Annotated in this window: 21 protein-coding genes; 13 read left to right on the plus strand and 8 right to left on the minus strand. The window is 59.9% G+C overall.

What is annotated here, in order from left to right; translation table 11 throughout:
* Positions 1-39: 39 nt before the first annotated feature.
* Positions 40-360 (plus strand): DUF883 family protein, encoded by a 321-nt coding sequence (locus LIY36_RS22025; RefSeq protein WP_095015928.1) that lies wholly within the window; start codon positions 40-42, stop codon positions 358-360.
* 34 nt (positions 361-394) lie between these two features.
* Here the strand turns inward: LIY36_RS22025 and LIY36_RS22030 are convergent, their stop codons facing one another.
* Positions 395-1,432 carry an Ldh family oxidoreductase gene (locus LIY36_RS22030; RefSeq protein WP_226457146.1) on the minus strand — a complete coding sequence of 346 codons (1,038 nt, stop codon included), beginning with the start codon at positions 1,430-1,432 and terminating at the stop codon, positions 395-397.
* Between the two features lie 194 nt (positions 1,433-1,626).
* On the opposite strand from LIY36_RS22030, the gene LIY36_RS27755 reads away from it, so the two are divergent.
* Both LIY36_RS27755 and LIY36_RS27760 read left to right on the plus strand, forming a co-directional pair.
* Positions 1,627-3,669 (plus strand): hypothetical protein, encoded by a 2,043-nt coding sequence (locus tag LIY36_RS27755; protein ID WP_329959619.1) that lies wholly within the window; start codon positions 1,627-1,629, stop codon positions 3,667-3,669.
* On the plus strand, positions 3,596-6,772 hold the full coding sequence (locus LIY36_RS27760) for a dermonecrotic toxin domain-containing protein (protein WP_329959620.1): 3,177 nt from the start codon (positions 3,596-3,598) through the stop codon (positions 6,770-6,772). Before LIY36_RS27755 ends, LIY36_RS27760 begins: the two co-directional genes overlap by 74 nt.
* Positions 6,773-6,791: 19 nt before the next feature.
* Here LIY36_RS27760 and LIY36_RS22040 read toward each other — a convergent pair whose 3' ends face one another.
* Positions 6,792-7,061 (minus strand): PepSY domain-containing protein, encoded by a 270-nt coding sequence (locus tag LIY36_RS22040; protein WP_192299655.1) that lies wholly within the window; start codon positions 7,059-7,061, stop codon positions 6,792-6,794.
* A gap of 142 nt (positions 7,062-7,203) precedes the next feature.
* Here LIY36_RS22040 and LIY36_RS22045 point away from each other — a divergent pair, with 142 nt between their 5' ends.
* The 7 genes from LIY36_RS22045 (at position 7,204) to LIY36_RS22075 (ending at position 13,232) form a co-directional block, all read left to right on the plus strand.
* A complete protein-coding gene (locus LIY36_RS22045) occupies positions 7,204-8,199 on the plus strand; it encodes a FecR family protein (RefSeq protein WP_226457147.1) in 996 nt (331 codons plus the stop codon).
* A gap of 351 nt (positions 8,200-8,550) precedes the next feature.
* A complete protein-coding gene (locus tag LIY36_RS22050) occupies positions 8,551-8,985 on the plus strand; it encodes a hypothetical protein (RefSeq protein WP_192299770.1) in 435 nt (144 codons plus the stop codon).
* Complete coding sequence (locus LIY36_RS22055) at positions 8,982-9,533, plus strand: adhesin (protein WP_226457148.1); 552 nt, start codon at positions 8,982-8,984, stop codon at positions 9,531-9,533. Before LIY36_RS22050 ends, LIY36_RS22055 begins: the two co-directional genes overlap by 4 nt.
* Before the next feature lie 67 nt (positions 9,534-9,600).
* Positions 9,601-10,350, plus strand: coding sequence for a hypothetical protein (locus tag LIY36_RS22060; RefSeq protein ID WP_226457149.1), 750 nt, complete (start codon positions 9,601-9,603; stop codon positions 10,348-10,350).
* 61 nt (positions 10,351-10,411) lie between these two features.
* Positions 10,412-11,092 carry a C39 family peptidase gene (locus LIY36_RS22065; RefSeq protein WP_226457150.1) on the plus strand — a complete coding sequence of 227 codons (681 nt, stop codon included), beginning with the start codon at positions 10,412-10,414 and terminating at the stop codon, positions 11,090-11,092.
* A gap of 39 nt (positions 11,093-11,131) precedes the next feature.
* Complete coding sequence (locus LIY36_RS22070) at positions 11,132-11,878, plus strand: hypothetical protein (protein ID WP_226457151.1); 747 nt, start codon at positions 11,132-11,134, stop codon at positions 11,876-11,878.
* A 49-nt stretch (positions 11,879-11,927) separates the two neighbouring features.
* Positions 11,928-13,232 carry an autotransporter outer membrane beta-barrel domain-containing protein gene (locus LIY36_RS22075; RefSeq protein ID WP_192299661.1) on the plus strand — a complete coding sequence of 435 codons (1,305 nt, stop codon included), beginning with the start codon at positions 11,928-11,930 and terminating at the stop codon, positions 13,230-13,232.
* A gap of 65 nt (positions 13,233-13,297) precedes the next feature.
* Here LIY36_RS22075 and LIY36_RS22080 read toward each other — a convergent pair whose 3' ends face one another.
* Entirely contained in the window at positions 13,298-14,623 is a 1,326-nt protein-coding gene (locus LIY36_RS22080; protein WP_192299662.1) for a sigma-54 dependent transcriptional regulator, read from the minus strand.
* Positions 14,624-14,968: 345 nt separating this feature from the next.
* Here LIY36_RS22080 and LIY36_RS22085 point away from each other — a divergent pair, with 345 nt between their 5' ends.
* Entirely contained in the window at positions 14,969-15,229 is a 261-nt protein-coding gene (locus LIY36_RS22085) for a hypothetical protein (protein WP_010210845.1), read from the plus strand.
* Here the strand turns inward: LIY36_RS22085 and LIY36_RS22090 are convergent, their stop codons facing one another.
* The 5 genes from LIY36_RS22090 to gnd form a co-directional block, all read right to left on the minus strand.
* The gene (locus tag LIY36_RS22090) at positions 15,230-16,036 is read right to left on the minus strand and encodes a hypothetical protein (RefSeq protein ID WP_226457152.1); all 807 of its coding nucleotides are present in this window, start codon (positions 16,034-16,036) and stop codon (positions 15,230-15,232) included.
* 1 nt (position 16,037) lies between these two features.
* Positions 16,038-16,451: a hypothetical protein gene (locus LIY36_RS22095; protein ID WP_226457153.1), complete on the minus strand. Its 414-nt coding sequence runs from the start codon at positions 16,449-16,451 to the stop codon at positions 16,038-16,040.
* A gap of 193 nt (positions 16,452-16,644) precedes the next feature.
* Complete coding sequence (locus LIY36_RS22100; protein WP_226457154.1) at positions 16,645-17,475, minus strand: HAD family hydrolase; 831 nt, start codon at positions 17,473-17,475, stop codon at positions 16,645-16,647.
* Positions 17,472-18,995, minus strand: a complete 1,524-nt coding sequence (gene zwf, locus LIY36_RS22105; protein WP_192299665.1) for a glucose-6-phosphate dehydrogenase — start codon at positions 18,993-18,995, stop codon at positions 17,472-17,474. The genes LIY36_RS22100 and zwf overlap by 4 nt, the downstream gene beginning before the upstream one ends.
* Positions 18,992-19,975, minus strand: a complete 984-nt coding sequence (gnd, locus tag LIY36_RS22110; protein ID WP_192299666.1) for a phosphogluconate dehydrogenase (NAD(+)-dependent, decarboxylating) — start codon at positions 19,973-19,975, stop codon at positions 18,992-18,994. The genes zwf and gnd overlap by 4 nt, the downstream gene beginning before the upstream one ends.
* Before the next feature lie 270 nt (positions 19,976-20,245).
* Between gnd and LIY36_RS22115 the strand changes: the two genes are divergently transcribed.
* A complete protein-coding gene (locus LIY36_RS22115) occupies positions 20,246-20,422 on the plus strand; it encodes a DUF6026 family protein (RefSeq protein ID WP_268945373.1) in 177 nt (58 codons plus the stop codon).
* A 140-nt stretch (positions 20,423-20,562) separates the two neighbouring features.
* Positions 20,563-22,305, plus strand: coding sequence for a phosphoethanolamine transferase CptA (locus LIY36_RS22120; protein WP_226457156.1), 1,743 nt, complete (start codon positions 20,563-20,565; stop codon positions 22,303-22,305).
* Positions 22,306-22,386 lie beyond the last annotated feature (81 nt).

The raw sequence follows: 22,386 nt of genomic DNA on the forward strand, positions 1-22,386 counted from the left end.
CATTGTTCACTGTCACATTCACTCGCAAGGAGTCACACAATGGCCCGCAAAACCGCTGCCCAAGCCGTCGAAGACCAAATCAAGGACCAAGCCTTCAGCGAACTGACCGCGCTGATCGAAGAATCGGACAAACTGCTCAAAAGCAGCGCATCCCTGGTGGGCGAAGAAGGCGAAACCCTGCGCGAGCAGGTTGCCATCAAGCTCAAGCAGGCGCTGGACTCGGTGTCCAGCGTGCGTGAACGCAGCAAGCCGGTGGTCGATGCCACCGAAACCTACATCGGTGGCCATCCTTGGCAGACCGTGGCCATTTCCGCAGGCTTTGGCCTGGTGGTCGGCCTGTTGCTCGGTCGCCGCAACTGAGTACGCCGGGCTGCGCCACTGGCGCAGCCCGCTTTCACGCTTCGGCCAGCGCCTGCAACTCGTGCAATTGCTGCGCCTCGATCTCGATCCCCTGCTCCAGCGACTTCGCCCGCGTGCGATGGCGCCGATCCCCCGGCAACCGCCGCAACCCCGCCGCATGCATCTGCCGCACCAGTTCCTGGCTGCGCTCGGCGAACGCCTGGCCGCTGGTTTTGCTCGGGTCGATCACGATCAACAGTTGGCCGGTCCAGGGCGTACGTGCGCCGGGGTGATCGGACCAATCGAACTCGAAGGAAAAATTGCCGCCGGTCAACGCTGCCGCGAGCAACTCCACCATCATCGACAACGCCGAGCCCTTGTGGCCACCGAACGGCAGCAAGGCGCCGCCTTCAAGAATGGCTCTGGGGTCCTGGGTCGGCTGGCCAAGGCCATCCACGCCCATGCCCGGCGGCAGGCGTTCGCCCTTGCGTGCGGCGATCTGCACGTCGCCATGGGCGATCGCACTGGTGGCCAGGTCGAACACAATCGGCAGACCGTCGGCACGCGGCGCGGCAAAGGCGATGGGGTTGGTGCCGAACAGCGGACGGTCGGCGCCGTGGGGCACCACGCAGGTCATGCTGTTGACCACACTCAATGCCACCAGGCCTTCTTCGGCGAACGGTTCGACGTCCGGCCACAAGGCCGCAAAGTGATGGGAGTTATGAATCGCCAGCAACGCGATCCCGGCACTGCGGGCCTTCGCCACCAGCAGTGCCCTCGCCGCTTCCAGCGCCGACTGGGCAAACCCGTTGCCGGCGTCGACCCTGACAAACCCCGAGGCCACATCGGTAACGACGGGCTCGGCCTTGCCGTTCACCCAGCCGCTGGCCAGGGTACTGAGGTAGCCGGGGATACGGAAAATGCCGTGGCTGTGCGCGCCGTCGCGCTCGGCCATCGCGCAGTTGTGCGCCAGCACGGCCGCCACGTGGGGCGAGGTGCCATGGCGTTCGAAAATGCGTTGCAGCAGTGCCACCAGGTCGGTGAAGCGGATACGAGCATGGGAACTGCCAAGTTGCGAGGACTGCGCAGACATCTGTAGCTCCGATTTTATGATTGGAAGGGGCGACAAGACTGGAAACCCAGGCCTGGGATTAAACAACGCCGACAGCACAGGCTGTCAATCGCCGTTTGATAACCCATCGGGATTTGCAGCAGTTATCTACCGCTGTATGCCAAGCCGAGGCTCCTACCCTGCCGCTCCAGACGCTGACCGACACGGAGCAAACGATGGCGCGCGTAACCCCACCCTATTTTTTCAACGAGTTCCTGCAGCCAGTCAGGAGGAAACAGCCAACCGAGCGCGAACAAGCCCTGGGTTTGACACTCAACGACCTCGACTGGCTGCACACGCTGTACTACGCCACCGATCACGCCCGCCAGAACACCGAACTGCGCAAGTACCCCATGCAAGTGGAGAAATTGCAGGTCAGCATGAAGGACCAGCCCGCGCTCCCACTGGCCGGGGCATTCATCATGAGCCCCAGCCCCGATGGCCAGAAGGCATTGCTGTACACGCCCTATGGCGGGATTGAGGTATTCGACAGCCGCGACGAGCTACTTACAGAGTTAAACAATCGCATCAATATACAAGGCCAACGCACTGATTTAATTATTTTTTTATCAATATCTCAGCGTGCCAAATTCACCCCAGACCAGCCCTGCACCCTGACATCTTCGATCATCGACGGCGCCGTCATGCAGGATCAGGAGCATACCCTGCAGGCCTGCCAGCTTCAGAATGCGCAGGACATGCTGGCGCAATTGCGCACCACGCCAACCCTGTCATGGATGCTCGATACGCTGCTCGGCATCATGGCGCGCTCGTACTTCTCCGGCCTGGATCAGCGCGATACACGCGTCAACACACGCCACCAAGACGCTTCGCAGTGGACCAGTTCTGTCCCTTTGAGTGAGGTGTTGTTGCAGTTCTACCTCAAGCAGGCGTGGCCCGGCAGCCAAACGCGCACATTCACCAACCCACGGCATGACACTCACGCCTTCACCGCCGCGCAGCTGGCAGCCGATCAGCGGCAGTGGGAAAGCCTGATCGAACAAACCGCCGGGATTCTGTCCAAACTGCTGAGCAGCCTGTTGCTGACGTGGTGGAATGAAGACATCGGCGGCGGCCGCTCACGGCTGGGGCTGTTTGCCCAGGTGATGAGTGACAAGTTCCGCGTCGACCTGCTGCTCAAGCGCCAGAACGGCATCCTGTCGGCCGAGGAAAGCCACCAACTGCTCGCCACCTTTCTTCCGGACCAGGCTGCACGCAGCGCCTGGCACGCACACCTGAACATCGACAAGGTGAAGATCCACGCGCCTTATCAACATTACGTGGAACTGGCTGCCACGTTGTTGATCAATGACACCCACGCCTACCTGTACACCCAGTCGCGCGGGTTGCAGCTGCTCAAGGACCTCGCCGACCTCAACGATACGCTGCTCGAGATGCTCAAGGCCGCCGGGCATCAGGATGAACTGCTCAACTTTCTGTCGCTGGACGAACGCAGCGTGTACATCGGCATGGATCAAGTGCAGATCAGCGGCGTGCCGGTACTCGCAGACGTGTTCGGCGAAATGGTTCAGGACATCGCCGCCAAACAATTGAGCAACCTGGAGCACGCCCTCGCGGTATATCGACGCAGTGAAGGGGCGGTGGACCTGGCGGCGTTGCTCGACTGTGCGCTGGACCTGCGCCACATGCTCGACAGTCGCTTGCTGGCGCTGGACGCGCAGGGACGCTGGAGCGCACATCCTGTCTCCAGCGACAACGGCCGCCCTTCCACGGTGCAAGCCGAACGTGCCAAACAACAGTTGCTCACTTTGCGCGCCGCCGACGCGGCACTGGCGATGCGCCGGCGCGAGCACCCCACGTTACGCACGCTGGCGACACAGGCGTTGGACAAAGAGTTGAACGAGCGCTCGCTGGCCTTGCACGCCGATGACGTCTACGTGAACACCTACGCCACCGAAGCCCGGCAAAAGGAAGACCGCAAGCCCCTGACCTCTGTGAGCATGGTCGATCACTTTATCCAGCGCTTGAGTCATGCAGCCCCACCTGTGGAAGAGACGCCGCAGTTAGGGTTCTATGGCAAACACCGCGCCGGCTTCTCCAGCCGCTGGAACAGCTTGAACGGTACAACCTTCAATGCGGTGATCGAACAGCGCCCTGGCGCCGTTCAGCAATCACGACATCCGCATGCTGCCGCGCCTGTTCCTGCGAAGCCATCAGGATGCCTTGAACGACGCGCTGATGCTGGGCTTGCGCAGTGAAGCCGAGCTGCGGCTGCTGAACAAAACCCTGAGCCCGGCGAGCCAGGCGATTGTCGACACGGTGTTGCGCCCCGATAGCATGACCCGCGTCAAACGGCACGGCCTCAAGGGCTTTCTGCCGGATGCGTTTGGCTTGACCCTCAAGGTCGGCACCGACGAGCGTGCGCACGCCCTGGCCAACTGCTTTGTACTCACGGAACGCGGTGGCCTGGACCCGGACCATTCGGGGCAAGCCGTGCTCTGGACCCCGCAACTGGGACATGAAGCGTTCGTATCGTTGCAGGCCCTGCGCGACAGTCTCGCGGTGCGCCTGTCAACCGCCGATGACCGTTTGATGCTGCTGGATAACCTGCCGATCGGCCTGCGCTGGCCTCATCAAACCTTCCAGCTCGGCCCGCTGCAACGTATCGACGAACACTTCCTGGAAAATCGCCAGCAGAGCTACCTCGATTACAGCCTCAACGCCATCGACTACTGGCTCGCCGCGCCGCTGGGGCCCCGACAGTTACAGGACTGCCTGGACAACCAAATGCTGCGTGCAGCACCTTCCAACCTGGGCCGCGCCACCGACATCGCCCGTGCGATGGTTCTGCAACAAGCATTGCCCGTCTGGCTGGGCATGGCGTCAGCCCAGGAGCAACTGCGGCATGCCGAGCTGCTTGAGCAATACCGCCTCAGTGCCCCCGATGACCGGGATTACCTGCACGCCCTGCCGCCCCTGCGCGACCACGTCGCCAGCGCCTTGCGCGCCCTGCTCAACGCTCGGTTTGACGGCTTCGGGCTGGACCCGGATGACATCCTGATCCCCACGCGAGTCATGCTCAACGGCCATAGCCAGAGCCTCACCGATTTTGCCCAACGCCACCTGCCACACCTGCTGGCCGACACGCTCAAACCGTTTTCGCGCACCCGTACACCCCTGCCCCCGACCCTGGACGGTGCGGCGCTGGTGCAGTTGATTCGCCAGTTGGACATCGCCAAGGCTTACCGCGCCTTGCTCGATACCCACCTGAGCGCAGACACCGAAGATGCCCGTAAGCGCAAAGCGTTGTTCTGCCAGCAGCTACCGTGGCAGCTGTTGAGCCATGCCCACGAAGAAAAACTCGAAGAACGCTTGAGTGCGACGGCCTGGAGCTTTGTGCAACAGGTCTTTGATATGCCGGATGCCATAGCACGGGCGAGTGTCAGCGGGGTGACCGCGATGATTCGGCCACTGGAACTGGTGGCCACGCCTGGCGCGACGCCGGCCAGGGCCCGGGGCATTTACCTGATCGGCCCACACACCGGGGCCTCCGGGCCCCAGGTGCTGTACGCCCCCTACTGCCCGACGCAGACATTGACAGAGTTCCCCCGCGAGGAGGACCTGCTCGACCAACTCAACCGTCCGGGACCTTTGCAGGACTGGGTAATTCGCCAACTGGACGATCCCCAGCGCGCCACCTATCGGCATTTGATGCAGGCGCACGCGCGCAGCCCTTCCAGCGATCTGGGCCTGGCCTCGTCGCCGGTGCGCGGCAACCTGCTGCCGCTGCTGTTCGATGACAACACGCAACAGCTGGCAAGAATGCTTGGCAGCCAATTTGACCCCAACGGCAAGAGTGCCTGGGACGCTGTCACCAGCCTGTTCGGCAAGGGTATACCCATGGCCCTGCAATTTATCAGCGGCAAGCTTCAGTACCCGCTTGCGGTGTGGCGCAGCTACAAGCTGTTCAAGGCGTCAGCGGAAAGCTTGCAAAACCAACGCTGGGCCGAAGGCATGAGACCCTTCATCCAGGGCGTGGCGACCCTGGCCTCACTGCGCAGTCGCCTCGACCAGCCGTTCAAGCCACGCCATCCTCCCGCCGGCCCCGCGCCCGAGATGCCGGATGAAGCCGGCCCTGGCGCAGCAACCACCCTGGAGACCCTGGACATCACCGACCCTTTGCGCACCCGATTGCGGCACTTTGAAAATGTCGATATTTCACTGATAGACCTGCAACGTCGCGCCCCGCAGCAACCGTACTCGCACCCTGTGAGCAAGCGAACCTACGTACCAGTGGCGGGCAAGGTGTACCCGGTGACGAAAGCCGGCGCGCGTTGGCGGATTGTCCTCGACGAAGAAATAGGCCCGTATGTCGAACGCAACGCACGAGGTGAATGGGTGTTCGACCTATCCCAACACCATCCACGCCTCGGCCCGACGTTGTCGCGTTACATCGGCCGCAGGCAAACCCGTTCGGCTGAGCGCGATGCCATCAATATCGAGGCCGTCGGGCTACCGGCCATCACCGCGCTCTCGCCGTGGAAGGCCCAGTGCATCAACGAAGGCCTCAACGTCGCGACGTATTACGCGGTGACCTGCAAGCGCAATATCGTGCAGTTCGCCACGGACCCTAAACCGGGCTCGCGCGTCGGCTTGTTCCTGACCGAGATGTTCGGGGTGCTGAGCTTCAGCCCCTCGCAACTGCAAAAAATCGAGCAGCGCGTGGACGAGATACTCGATGCGCTGGTAGACCCGACCCTGACCAACCTCGACTCAGGTCGATTTGTCACCGGCACCGCACGCTGGAGCCCGCGGGACACCTACGCATTCACCCTGCCAGATGATGTGCAGAAAAAAATCTACCTGCTGGATCGCTTTTTCGACCCGCAGATGGACGTGTATGAGAACCGCTTGAAAACACCATTCAACATCTCTGCCCACGCCCGCGCGACGATCATCATGCATGAGATCTCGCACTTCAAATGCAACACCGAAGACCTGGCCTACCTGGACAGCATGCGTCCGTTCCACGACCTGATCAACGTCGGCACCCTGCACGGCCAGTTGCTGTACACCGACCTGTCGGACTTGCGCGCCACCGCCTTGTCGACGCTGACGCCAGCGAGCCTGTTATTCAAGACCTGGGACAGTCTGTCGCAACGCTGGGAAGACCTGGGTCGATTTGGCGGGGTGCACGGGCGCGACCGGGTGTTCAAACTGACCGGCGCGAAGACGCTGGATGATGCGCGGCATATCTTCATGAGTGACGCGGACAAGCGTATCGATACGATCCTGGCCAATGCCGATTCGCTGACGTACCTGATCAGTCACTTGGGGCGCGAGTTGGATCAGGGGGCCTGAAACGGCCCCCTGGAGGGAGTCAGTCTTTCTGGTCGCGCAGGATATTGCCGGAGGCGCCATCGATGCGCGCTTCATAGACGGTGCCATCGGATTTGCGGCCTTTGACTTCCCAGTAGCCATTGTCATCGGCTTCGGCCGCATAGACCTCGATATAACCGGCCTTTGTCTTGGCGACTTCGATCGCCTTTTCAATCGGGATCCAACCCGCCCCCGGCTTGTCCGCCAAGGCGGCGCCAGCGCTGAGCAGCGCGGAGGTTGCACACAGGGCGACTAAGGTTTTCTTCAGCATATTCGTTCTCCATTGTAAGAATGTCCTGAGATTTTTTAGGCAGCCACAAACGAGAATAAGTTCCAATTGGCGTGCAATCACCATGATGGCAGTTCTCGGCCCATGCCTGGGAGGTTAGAATGTGGGAAATCAGGACGTTTAAATGACAGAAAAGTCTCTTTCAGAAGCCGAATATGACGCGATCACCGACGCCGCCGCGCATTGGTGCATGCGTTTGCACGCGCACGATTGCACGCCCGCCGAGCGTCAGGCTTTTGAACAGTGGCACGATGCTGATCCGCTGCACGCCTTTGAATACGCGGCCATGCTGGAGATCTGGGACGTTGCCGACCACCTGCCGCGCAACGAAGCCTTGGCAGCGGTAGTGCCGTTCAAGCCCCGCAGGCGCCTGCGCCAGTACGCGATAGCCGCGGCAATCTGCCTGGCGGCGCTGCCCGTGGCGGCGTTCACCGGCTGGGAAGCCGGCTGGCTGCCGAGTTCCTACGAACGCTTCGAGGCGTCCACCGGCTTGCGCCAAGTGACCTTGGGTGACGGCAGCCAGGTGGAGTTGAACCTGGGCACCGAGCTGGTCTTCAGCAATTACAAGGATCAGCGCCGGGTCGTCCTGAAAAAAGGCGAGGCGTTTTTCAAGGTCAGCCATGACAACACCCATCCATTCATCGTACGCGCTGGCGAAGGTCAGGTACGCGTAACCGGCACGCAGTTCAACGTCTGGAAGTACGAAGATCAGGTGCGGGTGATGCTACTCGAAGGCTCGGTACAGATCGCCAGCGATCAGGTGCACGGCAGCGTACCGCTGACGCCGGGCATGCAGGCCAGTTATCGCCTGGGCGACGCGACACCGCAGGTCCAGGCGTTCAACGCCAATGACACGGCCCTGGCCTGGCGCCAGGGCAAGCTGGTGCTCGACAACCTGGCGTTGGCCGACGCGTTGCCGCTGATCAACCGCTACCTCAACAAGGCGGTGATGCTGGCCGATGCCAACACTGGCGCGATCCGCATCGGCGGTATCTACAACATCAATGAAGTCAACAATCTCATCCCCTCGCTGCCCAAGGTCCTGCCGGTCTACCTGACCCAGAACCAGGACGGCAATCCCGTACTCAATTCCATCCCGCGTAAAGCGCCGAAAGGCTGAGCCCTGCCTGCAGGACCGGGCGCCCTTGCGTCTGCAGTGTCCATTTTTGAAACACCTCCCTGCCCTGAACCGCCCATGCAGCGCGGATTCACGGTTTTGTCATGTGTGCTGTTACAGCGCTGATACAGCTGGGTGAAACGTTTACGGTGTGGCCGGCGGTGGGCGCCTGGCGGGCAGGTGTCTCATCCGTGAAACAGCGCCGATAGCACTTTGCTGCGTGAAATACGCAAGCCATTGAATAACAACAACAATTAAAAAGCGGCACGGCTTCTGCTCTATCCCTTACAGCGCTGTTTAGGGTCAGCGCGAAGAACAAGGAATATCGCCGTGATCACATTCACTCAAGGTTCGATGAACGTTCTGCTGATCAGCTGTGTACTCAGCGTTGGTATCAGTGTTCCGAGCTATGCGGGTGACGGTGTGATCGTGACCGGCCGCGATGTCCAGGCGCACATGTATGGCCGCGCGTCCTTCGGGCCCGATCCTTATCCCAACACGGCGAATGCCAATCCCAGCAAAGACATTCTGAACGCCATGTCCGGCGAATTGACTGACCGTGACTTTGGCGGCGTCAACAGCGGCTTGGGCATCACTCGCACGGCACTGCAGCCAACCGGCAATTTCTCCGGTGTCAGTGCGACGCAGAACAGCATGTCCACCCTCGGCGCCGGCGCTTCCTCCGGCCACGGCTCGGGCAGCAGCATGGGCGGGCAGATCAGCGATTCGATCCAGCGCGGCATGGCGCCCTTGAACAATCTCGGCAACATGCTGGGGGGCAAACAATGAACCGTTCCCTGCTCCTTCTCGCGCTGCTGGGCAGTGCCTGCGCCATGGCCGACAACAGCGCCGTGATCAACAACAGCGGCACTGACTACACCGGCAATTTATCGGTCAACCAAGCGGCCGGTAATCAGCAGCAACAGGCCAACAACCGGGCGATCACGCTCGGTGGCCAGGCCAGCACACTCAATATCCAGAGAATGGATGGCAGTGTTGACCCGTCCACGAACGCCAAGGCGGCGATTCAGGGCAACTCTTTTACCAACGGCAACGGTGTACTGGGCGTCAACCAGTCGGCCGGGGCCAATAACCAACAAGTCAATGCCGTGCGGATCAGCGTAAACCCTGCCCCGCAAAGCATCGACGACAGCGTCCTGGTGCAACAGAACACCACGACGCTGGCGACCGACTCAGGGCTCACCCCCACCACTGGCAGCCGCCAGGTCGTGACAAGCGACCAGGCCTTCACCGGCAGCCGAGGAGTGATACAGGTGAACCAGAGTGCCGGGGTGGGGAACCGAGTGGCTAACACCCTGGGCATCACTATCAAGTAACTGCTTGATAGCACTAGTTAGACCGTACCAACACTTAACCAACTAATTAGAAGCAAGGAGAAACACCATGAAACCTCAAATGGCTCTGAAACCAATGGTTTTCGCTCTCGCCGCACTGATGGCAGCAGCTGCTCAAGCAGGTGGTGGTGGCTGGCACCCAGCTCCGCAACCCACTGGCGTGGTTGCCTCCGTGGTGACCGATGTGCAAAACAGCATCGGTAACAAGTTTGACGACACCAAGACCGAAAACAACGCCTCTGCCGATAACTCGGTAAACGACAACAGCGGTAACACCGGGGTTAACGTCCAGGCTGGCAGCGGCAACCAAGCAGACAACTCTGGCGCGATCTCCAGTGCCAAAGGCGACTTTGCCACCGTGTTCGCTGTAGTCGATGTGAACCAAAACAGCGGGTTGAACAACTTCGTCAACAAAGGCACGCAAAACAACACCTCGCTGGACAACGCCGTTAACCATAACTCCGGCAACGTGGGCTACAACGGTCAGTCCGGCCAAGGCAACCAAGGCAAAAACAACCTGGCAATCACCACGGCTGATGGCAAAAACATCGCTGCAGCTGCCAACACCGAGCAAAACTCGCTCGGCAACAACTACCTGAATGCTGCCGCTACCAGCCACGGGTACGGTTGGGGCAACAAGGCTCAATACGTATCTAACAACTCCAGTGCCGACAACTCGATCAACCGCAACTCCGGCAACGTGGGTGTGAACCTGCAATCGGGTTCGGGTAACCAAGGCAGCAACAGCCTGTCTGTTGGCCAAGGTTGCAGCGTCTGCCAAAGCGGCGTGCGCTTCTGATGCAACGGGGCCTTGGAAACAAGGCCCTTTTTTATTCCAGTGTCCAACAGGTCATACGATCATGCGCCTCGCGACCCTCAGCCTCCTGATGTTGCTCACCGGCCCGGCCTGGGCAGGCAACATGGCGATTTCCGCCATGCCTGGCGGTGCAGTCATCTTCAAGAAGGTCGAGAGCATCCGTGAGCGCCGGTTCGCCAACCTGGTGGAACAGAAAACCGATTTCAGCTGCGGTGCCGCGGCACTCGCCACCATCCTGCGCCAGGGCTATTGGCTCGACGTAGACGAAGATCACGTCATCAAAGGCATGTTGGTCAACGCCGACCAGGATCTGGTCCGCACCCAGGGCTTTTCGATGCTGGACATGAAGCGCTACCTCGAAAGCATCGGCATGCGTGCGCGGGGCTACAAAATTGCACCAGAGACCCTGGTGACCGTGAAGATCCCCGTGGTGGTCCTGCTGGAAATTCGTGGCTACAAGCACTTTGTGGTGATGCAGCGGGCCGACAAGGACTGGGTCTACATCGGCGACCCGGTACTGGGCCACAAACGCTACTCACACGACGACTTCGTCAAAGGCTGGAACGGCATCGTCTTCGCCGTACTGGGCGAAGGTTACGACAAGGCCAACGTCTTGCTCGACCCGCCCCTGCCGCTGACCGCCAAGAACCAGTTGAATGAGTTCAGGCCTGTCGGCGACGCCGAGCTGATGGACTTCGGTTTCATCCAAAGCGACTTCTTTTAACGAAGCGCAATAAGGAGCAGGACGCTCCAGGAGCAAAAGATGAACACTTACCGTTGGCTGACGGTCATGTGCCTGGCAGCCTCAATGCCCGCTTATGCTTCATCGGCGTTCAAGCCTATTGAACTCAAGGATTCGGAGATGTCCGAACTTCGCGGCCGTTATGTGATGCCAGGGCGAATCATCAGCTTTGGCATTGTCATGAGCAGCACCTGGACCAACGCCATCGGTGACACCATCACCGGCAAGGCCAGCATGCAGATCGACAAAACCACCATTACCCCGCAATTTTATGTGCAAACCACTGGCTCGTCGGGCACTGGTACCAACCAGAACACCGGCACCGGCACGGTAACCGGCGGCGCTGGCCTGGGCAGCGGCCAAGGCGTGACGCAGAGCGTACGCTCGGCAGGTGATGGCAATACCGCCTACAACAACGTCGGCATCACTATCAGCGACAACGGCTTCGCCCCCGCCAACATGGCGCAATCCGGGCAAGTACTGGCGGCGGGCGGCACGGTGACAGGGGCCAGTGCAGCCGGTCAGGTGAGCGTCTCGGCCAACAATGGCGGCTTGCAGATGGCGATCCAGGCCAATCACAACCAGGGCAACAGCCTCCAGAGTATTGGTGGCGGCACTGTGCTGCAAGGCACGGTACTGACCGGCAATACCAACTTCGTCAATAACATGACCCAACTTAACGTCGTGATGAACAATAACAGCCTGAACAACCCAGCCTTGAACTGCAATCTTGAACAACTCAAAGGCCTACGCACGCTCGGTTATTGAACTACGCTGACCCTCGACACTTTAGCATTCAGAAAAGGACGGCTTTTTCATGCATCGATCGTTATCGCTACGTGCGGTGGTCTGCTTAAGTACGCTCTTGCCCGCATCCGTTTTGTATGCAGCGCCAGATGCCGATATCGAGACCCTCAAACAGGAGCTTCTGCAACTTAAACAGCGGTACGAAGTGCAACAAAAAGCCTTGGCCGTGCTCGAACAGCGCGTACGCCAAGTGGAGGATCAGCCGGCCACACCGGCACCGAGGCGCCTGGCCAAGTCCCCTGCGGACTTCCAGAAAGCCAGCGGCGCTACCGTGGCAGGCACGGGCGCGGCAGCCGCATCCGGTGGCGCGGGCGGCGGTGGCAGTTCCTATGGCCAGTCGCTCAAGGACGATTCGGCGCCCGCACAAAGTGTGAGCAATCTCTACAACGAAGCCAGTGGCTTCTTTGGCAATGGCAAGTTCAGCTTTGAAACCGGTGTCACCTATGCACGTTACGATGCGCGCCAGTTGACCCTCAACGGTTTCCTGGCGCTGGACTCGATCTTCCTCGGCAATATCAACCTGGACCGGATCAAGGCCGACAACTGGACGCTGGACCTGACCGGGCGCTACAACGTCGACAACCGTTGGCAGTTCGACATAAACGTACCTGTGGTGTACCGCGAGTCGACTTATCAGTCGGCCGGCGCCGGCAACAATGCCACCGCCACGTCGGAAGAGTCGGTGACCCGCGACCCAACCATCGGTGACGTCAACTTTGGCGTGGCCTACAAATTCCTCGACGAAACGCCCAGCCTGCCGGATGCGGTGGTGTCGTTGCGGGTCAAGGCGCCTACGGGCAAAGAGCCGTTCGGGATCAAGCTGGTCAAGTCGGCCAACAACGACAACCTGTATGTGCCGGAGAACCTGCCGACGGGTAACGGTGTCTGGTCGGTTACGCCGGGCATTTCCCTGGTCAAGACCTTCGACCCAGCCGTGTTGTTTGGCTCGTTGTCCTACACCCACAACTTCCAGGGCTCGTTTGACGACATCAGCAGTGACGTCAATCAGAAAGTCGGCGGCAAGGTCAGCCTTGGCGACAGCTTCCAGCTCGGGGTTGGCGTAGCGTTTGCGTTGAACGAGAAGATGAGTATGTCGTTCTCGGTCTCCGACCTGATCCAGCGCAAGAGCAGGCTCAAGCCCAACGGTGGAGACTGGCAGTCGGTAGTGTCCAGCGATGCCAACGCCGGCTACTTCAACGTGGGGATGACGATTGCCGCGTCGGATAACCTGACGATTGTGCCGAACCTGGCGATCGGCATGACGGATGATGCACCGGACTTTACGTTCAGCCTGAAATTCCCGTATTACTTCTGACCGCTCACGACAAAAAAAAGCCCCGCAACGATAAGGGTCGTTGCGGGGCTTTTCGTTTACCCGCCCTAGCGGATCTGGTGTTTGTGCAGCAACCGGTAGAACGTCGGCCGGGAAACCCCCAGCACACGGGCGGCGACACTCAGGTTGTCGCTGTGCCGGTTGAGCACATCGCACAGCGCCTGATGTTCGGCGCGGTGCTTGTAGTCCTCCAGTGTAGCCATCGGTGAAACAATTGCCTGCTCGCTTTGCAATCCCAGATCAGCGGCTTCGATCTGGCGCCCTTCGGCCAGTACCAGGCCGCGTCGCACGCGGTTGGCCAACTCGCGCACATTGCCCGGCCATGGGTGCTGGCCCAGTGCGACCAATGCGTTTTCGCTGAAGCTGCGCGGGCGGCGTCCGGTTTCCTGGCTGTAGAACCGGGAAAAATGGTTGGCCAGCATCGGCACATCACCGTGGCGCTCGCGCAACGGCGCGGTCACCACTTGCAGAACGTTGAGCCGGTAATACAAGTCTTCGCGGAAAGTGCCCTTCTCCACCGCCGCCTCCAGGTCGACGTGGGTCGCGGCCAAGACCCGCACATCCACGGGGATGGGCTGGCTGCCGCCGACACGTTCGATCTGTTTTTCCTGGAGAAAACGCAGCAGGTTGGCTTGCAGCTCCATCGGCAAATCACCGATCTCATCGAGAAACAGCGTGCCGCCATTCGCCGCTTCGATGCGCCCGACCTTGCGTTGATGGGCGCCGGTGAACGCACCTTTCTCGTGCCCGAACAACTCGGACTGGATCAGGTGCTCCGGGATCGCCCCGCAATTTATCGCGACAAACGGTTTGGCGTGGCGTTGGGATTGACGGTGCAGGGTCTTGGCCGCGAGCTCCTTGCCTGTGCCGCTATCGCCGCGGATCAGCACCGGAGACTCCGTGGGCGCCAGCTTGGCGAGCAATTTGCGCAACTCGCGTATGGGACGGCTGTCACCCAGCAGCTCATGTTCAGGCCCGTCCACCGGGGTGGTGGCCTGACCACGCAACCGCGCCATGCCAAACGCGCGCCCCAGCGTGACCTGCACCCGGGCCACGTCGAAAGGCAAGGTATGGAAGTCGAAAAACCATTCGCAGACAAAATCACCGACGTTTTGCAGGCGCAGCACGTCCTGGCTGAGCACGGCGATCCATTCAGTGCCGCTGCGACTGATCAGCTCCTTGACTGCCTCGGGCCGCTCCAGGTGATAAGGCTGCAAACGCAGCAAGCCGACATCACACGAGCGGTCTCCGACGGCTTCCAGGGCACAGCTGTCGACCTCCCACCCGGCCGTTCGTAAACCGGGCAACAACCCATGACAATCCTCACAAGGGTCAACCACCAGCAAGCGACGTTGCACAGGTGTAACAACCATGACTATTCCTTGACGCCAAAATTGTTAAAGTTATTTAGAAACAATGGTTTGTGGCTTCCGATAGCAACAGTAGCAAGATATTGACGCACGCCTTGTACCGTTTCGCTATAAGTGTTGGCAAAAAGCCAGCTCCCAACGCCAACGGCTAAAAAGTTACCATCCCGGAAAACTTTCATTGGGCTTTCAAAACAGCCGCTTACATGACACTCATCACGAAAGTTGGATTTTTCTTACACTAACATGTGACCCGTACCCCGCCATCGTGCATCAGTACAAGTAACTCGCCGTACGGCCCGCCCAACCGACGGCACTCCACTTGATTGGGCATTTAGAGAGACGACCCACATGAACGCCCCGCTCCGCATCAACGAAGCTCTTTTGATCGCAGACCGTGCCTTCCAACCCTTTCAATGCGTGGCCTGGCATGACGGCAATGGCGCCCTCAGCCTGAGCGTCATCGACCGCACCAACACGCGTATCGGCAGCAAGCAACTGTCGTCTAGCGCCTATACCGACCCGGCGCAACTGGAAGACCTGCTGTTGCAAGCCCGCGCCGAACTCGACAAAAGTGGCTATCAGCTTCAGTCCTGGGCCATGCCGAAGTAATTACTGGTCGGCGGGGTTGACGTCCTCGCCGAAGAACACCGTTTCGGCAACTTCTCGATCAATGTAGGAACGTAAAACATTGATCAGCAGCTGGTTGTTCGAGGTGCGTTGTTTCAACTTGTGGTAGCTGGCATTTCGATCAGCATATCGAAGTAGCAGTCCTCGGAAAAAGTGGTAACCAATGTTGCGCGCACTCTGATCTTCATAGAAAAAACGTGCAAACCAGAGTTCGCGCCCTGAGGAACACTCCCGCACCACAAATGGGCGAATCAACGGGTCATGGCTGTCCAGTTCCACCACGTCGATCAACCACGCCTTGTACAACGTCAAAAGGCCCTCCGATGTGGGGGCCCCGTGAAGGATCATGCGATTACGGGCCAGCGACGCCTGCTCCTGAAAGCGTATGACTTCGTCATACAGGGCACTGGGTGTGTTTTTGAAAAACTCCAGTAGTTCCTGATGCTTCGGCGAGGCAGCAGGTACTTTCAGTGCATCGATCAGCAAATCTCGTTGCCGGACCATCTTGTTCGCATAGTTCAACCACTCTCTGCGCACCAGCCGTGGTGAGAACCGAGCGAATGCCTCCATCTGGAGGAGCTGGGTAAACTGGTTTCCCGCGCCGCGCCACAAGCGATTGGCTTCACCGCCGATATTCGCCAGTTGCTCATGGGCAGCAAGCTCATCCGCAGCCTTCACAAGCGGTGCAGGCACTTCCCGCCACATCGGTTCCTCCTGCGTACCTTGCTGCTTGAAAGGCCAGATACTGCGGTGGTCAAAGGGTTCAAGCACGTCGACATAGGCTTGCACTTCACCCTCCTCCACGACACTGCGACGGTTGCCTATCACCCCACAGAAAGCGCGCCGTGCCGTGGGTGCCTGATTCCATCCAATAGTTGACCAATGCCTCTTGATAGCGCTCGAGCAACTGCGGGCCACGATCATTGATCAAGGCTTCCACGTCACTGCTTTTGACCTGCAGTGGAAGCGATGAATTCGGCTGCGCACTTTGTGCCAGGAACGTCCCGTCGGAATAGTCGACGAATGTCCCGGTGGCACATCGTTCGATCAACGCATCGACCAATGTCAGGCTGTTGTGGCCGGCCAGCTTGAAGGCCTTGCCGTCAAAGATGTAGACCGGCTCCATCAGCACCGGGTGAGGCGGGTTGATAACCAACCACCGATATTGATTGCCCAAGCTTTGCTGCAAGACGGCAATTGCCACTTCTTGCAGCGTGGGGCAGGAAAGAAAATGGCGCCTGATTTGTGGTATCGGCTACAGCGAGAGCCCATTGAGGGCAGAGGATGCGTGCGTGGCCACGGGACGAATCCTTGTCGTGTCGTGGCGCCCCGTCAATCAGGGCGCCAAGGGCGGCCAGCAGTATCGAGGTATAACGCAGAGGGCCTGTGGTAGCTGTCTATCGCAGGCCGGCAGACAAGATGAAACGCTCGAAGGCTTCGGCAGCGCCATCCTCGACATGACTGCCGGTGACCACGCTGGCCTGACGCTTGACGGCCTCCTCGGCCTGCCCCATGGCAATCGACAACCCGGCCACCTGGAACATCGCCGGGTCATTGCCGCCATCCCCAATCGCCGCCGTTTGCTCCAGCGGCACTCCGAGGTGGGCGGCCAGGGTCTTCAACGCCTCGCCTTTGTTGGCCAGCATCGCCGTCACGTCCAGGTACACCGGCTGTGAACGCGAGACCTGCGCCAGCCCTTGCACCCTGGGCTGCAACTGCGCTTCCAGTTCAATCAAGCGTTGCGTATCGAGGCTGGCGGCGACGATTTTGTCGATGCGGTCCAGGTACGGTTCGAAACTCTCCACTACGACCGGGCCATAACCCAAGCCATCGGTCTCGCGCTGCACCATCGGCCCTGGTAGGTCGCGGCGCAGCCAGTCACCGTCGGCAAACACCCAGGTTTCGACGTCCGGCGCGGCCGAAAACAGCGCCAGGGCAATCAGCGCCGCTTCAGCAGGCAGATGATGGGCGACAAGCACGCTGCCATCAGGACTGATCAACGTGCCGCCATTGAAGCCGGCCACCGGAATATCGATACCGAAAGTCTCGACCATAGGCAGCATGGCCTTGGGCGGACGCCCGCTGGCCAGGCTGAAAAACACCCCGGCGGCGCGCAACGCACGTACCGTATCAACGGTGCGTTGGCTGGGCCGGTGATCGGGATGCAGCAGGGTGCCGTCCAGGTCACTGAGGATAAAGCGGATGGGATGAATCGCGGCATCACTCATCCGAGGGAGTGCCATGTGCGGCCATCACGGGCCAGCAACGCGTCTGCCGCGGCGGGGCCATCTTCGCCGGCCTTGTAGGGCTGGATGCCGTCATCCTGCTTCCAGGCATCGAGGAACGGTTGCACCGCACGCCAGCCGTTTTCGATGTTGTCGGCACGCTGGAACAAGGTCTGGTCGCCGGTCATGCAGTCGTAGATCAAGGTTTCGTAGCCTGTCGACGGCTGCACTTCAAAGAAGTCCTTGTAGGCAAAACCCAGCTGGATATTGGCCATGTCCAGGGTCGGCCCAGGCTTTTTGGCCAGCAGGTCGAACCACATGCCTTCGTTCGGCTGGATCTGGATCTTCAGGTAGGTGGGCTTGAGCTCATCCACCTCGGTGTCGCGGAACTGCGCATAAGGCGCAGGCTTGAAGCAGATGACGATTTCGGTGTCGCGCACACTCATGCGCTTGCCGGTGCGCAGGTAGAACGGCACGCCAACCCAGCGCCAGTTGTCGATCATCACCTTGAGGGCGACAAAGGTCTCGGTACTGCTGTCGGGCGCGACGTTGGCTTCTTCGCGGTAACCGGGCAGTGGCTTGCCGCCGATTGCACCGGCGGTGTATTGCCCGCGTACCGAGTTGGCTCGCGCATCCTCCAGGGACCAGGGCCGCACGGCACCAATCACCTTGGCTTTTTCACCGCGCACCGCGTCGGCACCAAACGCAGCGGGAGGTTCCATGGCCACCATCGCCAGCAACTGGAACAAGTGATTGGGCACCATGTCGCGCAAGGTGCCGGTTTTTTCGAAGAAATTGCCCCGGGTTTCAACGCCGACGGTTTCGGCGGCGGTGATTTGCACGTGGTCAATGTAATGGTTGTTCCAGAATGCCTCGAACAGCACATTGGAAAAACGGCTGATGAGGATGTTCTGTACGGTTTCCTTGCCCAGGTAATGGTCGATGCGATAGATCTGCTTCTCGCTCATCACCTTGAGCAGGCTGGCGTTCAACGCTTCGGCGGTGGCCAGGTCGGAGCCGAAGGGTTTTTCGATGACCACGCGGCGAAAGCCATCCTCGGTTTCCGATAAGAGCCCCGCGCTGCCCAGGCGCTGCGCCACTTCACTGAAGAAGCGCGGCGCGGTGGCCAGGTAGAACACCGCATTGGCGGTGCCGCTGTCGGCGATCTTCTTGCCGATGTCCACGTAGGTGCTGTCGTCGAGGAAGTCACCCTCGACGTAGCTGATGTTCTTGGCCAACTGGGCCCACAACTGTGGGTCCAGGGCATTGTCGGCATTGCCCTTGACCTTGCTGGCGGCCTCGGTGCGGATGAAGTCCTCGAGCTTCTTGGCAAAGTCGGCGTCGCTGATGGCGTTGTGATCAACGCCAACAATACGCAGGCCATCGCCCAGCAACCCATCTCGACTGAGGTTGTACAGCGCCGGCATCAGCAGGCGCTTGACCAGGTCGCCATGGGCGCCAAACAGAAACAATATGGTGGGTGGAGCGGGTTCGGCCTTGGACTTCTTGCCGTTGGCGGTCATTTTTTGGACGTCTCCACATGGCCACCAAAGCCGAAGCGCATGGCGGAAAGCATTTTGTCACCGTAGGTGCTCTGCTGGCGCGAACGGAAACGGGCGAACAACGAAGTGGACAGCACCGGCACCGGCACGGCTTGTTCCATGGCCGCTTCGATGGTCCAGCGGCCTTCGCCACTGTCGGCCACGGAGCCGGAGTAGCCGTCGAGTTTCGGGTCGGTGGCCAGGGCGTCGGCGGTCAGGTCCAGCAGCCAGGACGACACCACGCTGCCACGGCGCCAGACTTCGGCGATGTCGGCGACGTTGAGGTCAAAACGTTGATCTTCCGGGAGGTTGTCCGAGTTCTTGGTCTTGAGGATGTCGAAACCTTCGGCAAACGCCTGCATCATCCCGTATTCGATGCCGTTGTGGATCATCTTGACGAAGTGCCCGGAACCCGCGGGGCCTGCGTGGATGTAGCCCTGCTCGGCGCGCGGGTCAGCGCTGTCTTTGCGGTCTTTGGTACGCGGGATGTTGCCGATGCCCGGGGCCAGGGTCTTGAAGATCGGGTCCAGGCGCTGCACGGTTTCGGTGTCGCCGCCGATCATCATGCAATAGCCGCGCTCCAGGCCCCAAACGCCGCCGGACGTGCCGACGTCAACGTAGTGCAGGCCCTTTTCCGCCAGTGCCTTGCCGCGACGCACGTCATCCTTATAGTTGGTGTTGCCGCCGTCGATGATCACATCGCCAGCCTCCAGCAGCGTGCTCAGCTCATTGATGGTGTCTTCGGTGGGCGCGCCTGCTGGCAGCATGACCCATACGGCACGCGGCTGTTGCAGCCCGGCGACCAGTTCCTTGAGGCCGCCGACGCCAGTGGCGCCCTCTTCGCTCAAGGTTTTGACAAATGCTTCGTTACGGTCGAAAACAACGGTGGTATGCCCATTGAGCATCAGGCGCCGTGCAATATTCCCGCCCATGCGGCCTAGTCCGATAATCCCCAGTTGCATGTGCTGATGCTCCTAACTACTAAAAAAATGTGTGACATAGTTTATAGCGCAATGCGCCTAATGAGGATCAGAACCGCACAGATCCATTCAGTTTCATGACAAAAAAATAGCCATCGTTTCAACATCACGGCAGCGAAAGTCACACGACCACCAAAAATAAAAAAGTTCCCTTGCTGCAAAAAAGAATTCAGACTTGCTTCCGACTGATGCCGAGAACCTCGAATCAAGCGTTCTGGCACCGCGATCCACCGGCTATTTGCGAGGCAAGCAATGAGCACAGCACAGATGACCCGCCCTCCACAGACCCTCTACGTCACTGTCCGTCGCGATGAACTGCGCCAGTTGAAGGATGAGCGCGATCAATTGCAGCAGGAAGTGCTGCGCCTGCGTTCGCACCTGCAAGGCCAGCTCAGCCAAGCCCCAGCCCCGACACTGAGCGCCTCGTAAGGTAATCCTTACAAATAACTCACAAAGTTTTCACACCCCCTTCTCGATACTCCAGCCCCCAAGGGCCACCCCATGCAAGGGTGGCTTGTGTTGCGTGCGTCCCTGCACACAGCTGAAAAATAACCGGGTTGGAGCGCTGGATGGCGATGTTCAAACGCAGCACTAAGTCTGCGAAAGGCTTTGATTGGGCTGGCCTGTGCTGGCTGTTCCTGTTTTTCTGGTACTTTTCGGGCATTACTCAACTTCTGATCCAATTGACCGGCGTTTCCGGTTTTGCGGGCTTTCGTCAGGCGTTCTTCATGAGTGCGCTGTGGCTGGCCCCGTTGTTGATATTCCCGCGCCAAACCCGTTTGCTTTCCGCCTTGATTGGCGTGGTGCTGTGGGCCTGCTCCATGGCCAGCCTGGGTTATTTCTTCATCTACCAGCAGGAATTTTCCCAAAGCGTCATCTTCATCATGTTCGAGTCGAACATCTCTGAAGCCGGCGAATATGCCACCCAGTACTTCGCCTGGTGGATCGTGCTGGCGTTCATTGCCCACACCGCCGTGGCCATATTCCTCTGGACCCGTGTACGCCCGGTCTACCTGCCACGCGGACAGGCGTTGGTGGCGGCCGCCGCTATCGTAATTGCGATTGTCGGCTACCCACTGGTCAAGCAGATCGCCCGCAGCGACACCCTGGAAGAGGCCTTCGATCGCTTCGAAGCCCGTATCGAACCGGCGGTGCCGTGGCAGATGATCGTCGCCTATCACCGCTACACCCAGCAGTTGGACAACATGCAGGGCATGCTCGACAGCGCCAGCCAGATCCCGCCGCTGCGTAATCTGAAGGACAACATGGCCGGCCAACCGTCGACCCTGGTGCTGGTAATCGGCGAGTCCACCAACCGCCAGCGCATGAGCCTCTATGGCTACCCGCGCAACACCACACCGGAACTGGACAAGCTGCGCGATCAGCTGGCGGTGTTCGACAACGTCATCACCCCGCGCCCCTACACCATCGAAGCGCTGCAACAGGTCCTCACCTTCGCCGACGAAGAGAACCCGGACCTGTACCTCAAGACCCCATCCATCGTCAGCGTGATGAAGCAGGCCGGTTACAAAACCTACTGGATCACCAACCAGCAGACCATGACCAAGCGCAACACCATGCTTACCACCTTCTCCGAACAAGCTGACGAGCAGGTGTACCTGAACAACAACCGCAACCAGAACGCCCGCCAGTACGACGGCGACGTGTTGCCACCGTTCGCCAAGGCCCTGGCCGACCCGGCGGAGCGCAAGTTCATCGTGGTGCACTTGCTCGGCACCCACATGAGCTACCAGTACCGTTACCCGCCGACCTTCGACAAGTTCACCGACCGCCAGGGCGTACCTGCCGGGATCAGCGACGACCAGTTGCCGACCTACAACAGCTACGACAATGCCGTGCTGTACAACGACTTCGTGGTGTCGAGCCTGATCAAGGACTACGCCAAGACCGACCCGAACGGCTTTTTGCTGTACCTCTCGGACCATGGCGAAGACGTATTCGACTCCGCCGGCCACACCACCCTGGGGCGCAACGAAGGCAAGCCGACGGCACCGATGTACACCATTCCGTTCATGGCCTACGCCTCGCCGAAATGGCGCGAAAGCCACGACTGGAGCTTTGCCGGCGACTTGCAGCGGCCCTACAGCAGCTCGCAGTTGATCCACACCTGGGCCGACCTGGCCGGGCTGAGTTTCGACGAACTGGACCATAGCAAGAGCCTGGTCAGCGACAGCTTCAAGGCGCGCCCACAGATGATCGGCAACCCGTACATGCGCCAGCAGAAGCCGTTGATTGATTTCAGTTTGATCAAACCGAAGAAGACCGAGCCTACGGATGTGGTGGCCAAGTAAACGACCGCTCGTAACAAAAAGATAACAATCATTCTCATCCAGCCCTAAAGTTCGGGCGCTCCTTTCGTCTTTGAGCCAAGG

This window comes from Pseudomonas sp. AF03-9, assembly GCF_020515815.1.
Taxonomy (GTDB): Bacteria; Pseudomonadota; Gammaproteobacteria; order Pseudomonadales; family Pseudomonadaceae; genus Aquipseudomonas.

What these genes read in the sequence shown, in the direction of transcription:
- LIY36_RS22025 (WP_095015928.1), top strand. Translation starts at nt 40, where the DNA reads ATGGCCCGCAAAACCGCTGCCCAAGCCGTCGAAGACCAAATCAAGGAC.
- LIY36_RS22030 (WP_226457146.1), bottom strand. Translation starts at nt 1,432, where the DNA reads ATGTCTGCGCAGTCCTCGCAACTTGGCAGTTCCCATGCTCGTATCCGC.
- LIY36_RS27755 (WP_329959619.1), top strand. Translation starts at nt 1,627, where the DNA reads ATGGCGCGCGTAACCCCACCCTATTTTTTCAACGAGTTCCTGCAGCCA.
- LIY36_RS27760 (WP_329959620.1), top strand. Translation starts at nt 3,596, where the DNA reads ATGCTGCCGCGCCTGTTCCTGCGAAGCCATCAGGATGCCTTGAACGAC.
- LIY36_RS22040 (WP_192299655.1), bottom strand. Translation starts at nt 7,061, where the DNA reads ATGCTGAAGAAAACCTTAGTCGCCCTGTGTGCAACCTCCGCGCTGCTC.
- LIY36_RS22045 (WP_226457147.1), top strand. Translation starts at nt 7,204, where the DNA reads ATGACAGAAAAGTCTCTTTCAGAAGCCGAATATGACGCGATCACCGAC.
- LIY36_RS22050 (WP_192299770.1), top strand. Translation starts at nt 8,551, where the DNA reads ATGAACGTTCTGCTGATCAGCTGTGTACTCAGCGTTGGTATCAGTGTT.
- LIY36_RS22055 (WP_226457148.1), top strand. Translation starts at nt 8,982, where the DNA reads ATGAACCGTTCCCTGCTCCTTCTCGCGCTGCTGGGCAGTGCCTGCGCC.
- LIY36_RS22060 (WP_226457149.1), top strand. Translation starts at nt 9,601, where the DNA reads ATGAAACCTCAAATGGCTCTGAAACCAATGGTTTTCGCTCTCGCCGCA.
- LIY36_RS22065 (WP_226457150.1), top strand. Translation starts at nt 10,412, where the DNA reads ATGCGCCTCGCGACCCTCAGCCTCCTGATGTTGCTCACCGGCCCGGCC.
- LIY36_RS22070 (WP_226457151.1), top strand. Translation starts at nt 11,132, where the DNA reads ATGAACACTTACCGTTGGCTGACGGTCATGTGCCTGGCAGCCTCAATG.
- LIY36_RS22075 (WP_192299661.1), top strand. Translation starts at nt 11,928, where the DNA reads ATGCATCGATCGTTATCGCTACGTGCGGTGGTCTGCTTAAGTACGCTC.
- LIY36_RS22080 (WP_192299662.1), bottom strand. Translation starts at nt 14,623, where the DNA reads ATGGTTGTTACACCTGTGCAACGTCGCTTGCTGGTGGTTGACCCTTGT.
- LIY36_RS22085 (WP_010210845.1), top strand. Translation starts at nt 14,969, where the DNA reads ATGAACGCCCCGCTCCGCATCAACGAAGCTCTTTTGATCGCAGACCGT.
- LIY36_RS22100 (WP_226457154.1), bottom strand. Translation starts at nt 17,475, where the DNA reads ATGAGTGATGCCGCGATTCATCCCATCCGCTTTATCCTCAGTGACCTG.
- zwf (WP_192299665.1), bottom strand. Translation starts at nt 18,995, where the DNA reads ATGACCGCCAACGGCAAGAAGTCCAAGGCCGAACCCGCTCCACCCACC.
- gnd (WP_192299666.1), bottom strand. Translation starts at nt 19,975, where the DNA reads ATGCAACTGGGGATTATCGGACTAGGCCGCATGGGCGGGAATATTGCA.
- LIY36_RS22115 (WP_268945373.1), top strand. Translation starts at nt 20,246, where the DNA reads ATGAGCACAGCACAGATGACCCGCCCTCCACAGACCCTCTACGTCACT.
- LIY36_RS22120 (WP_226457156.1), top strand. Translation starts at nt 20,563, where the DNA reads ATGGCGATGTTCAAACGCAGCACTAAGTCTGCGAAAGGCTTTGATTGG.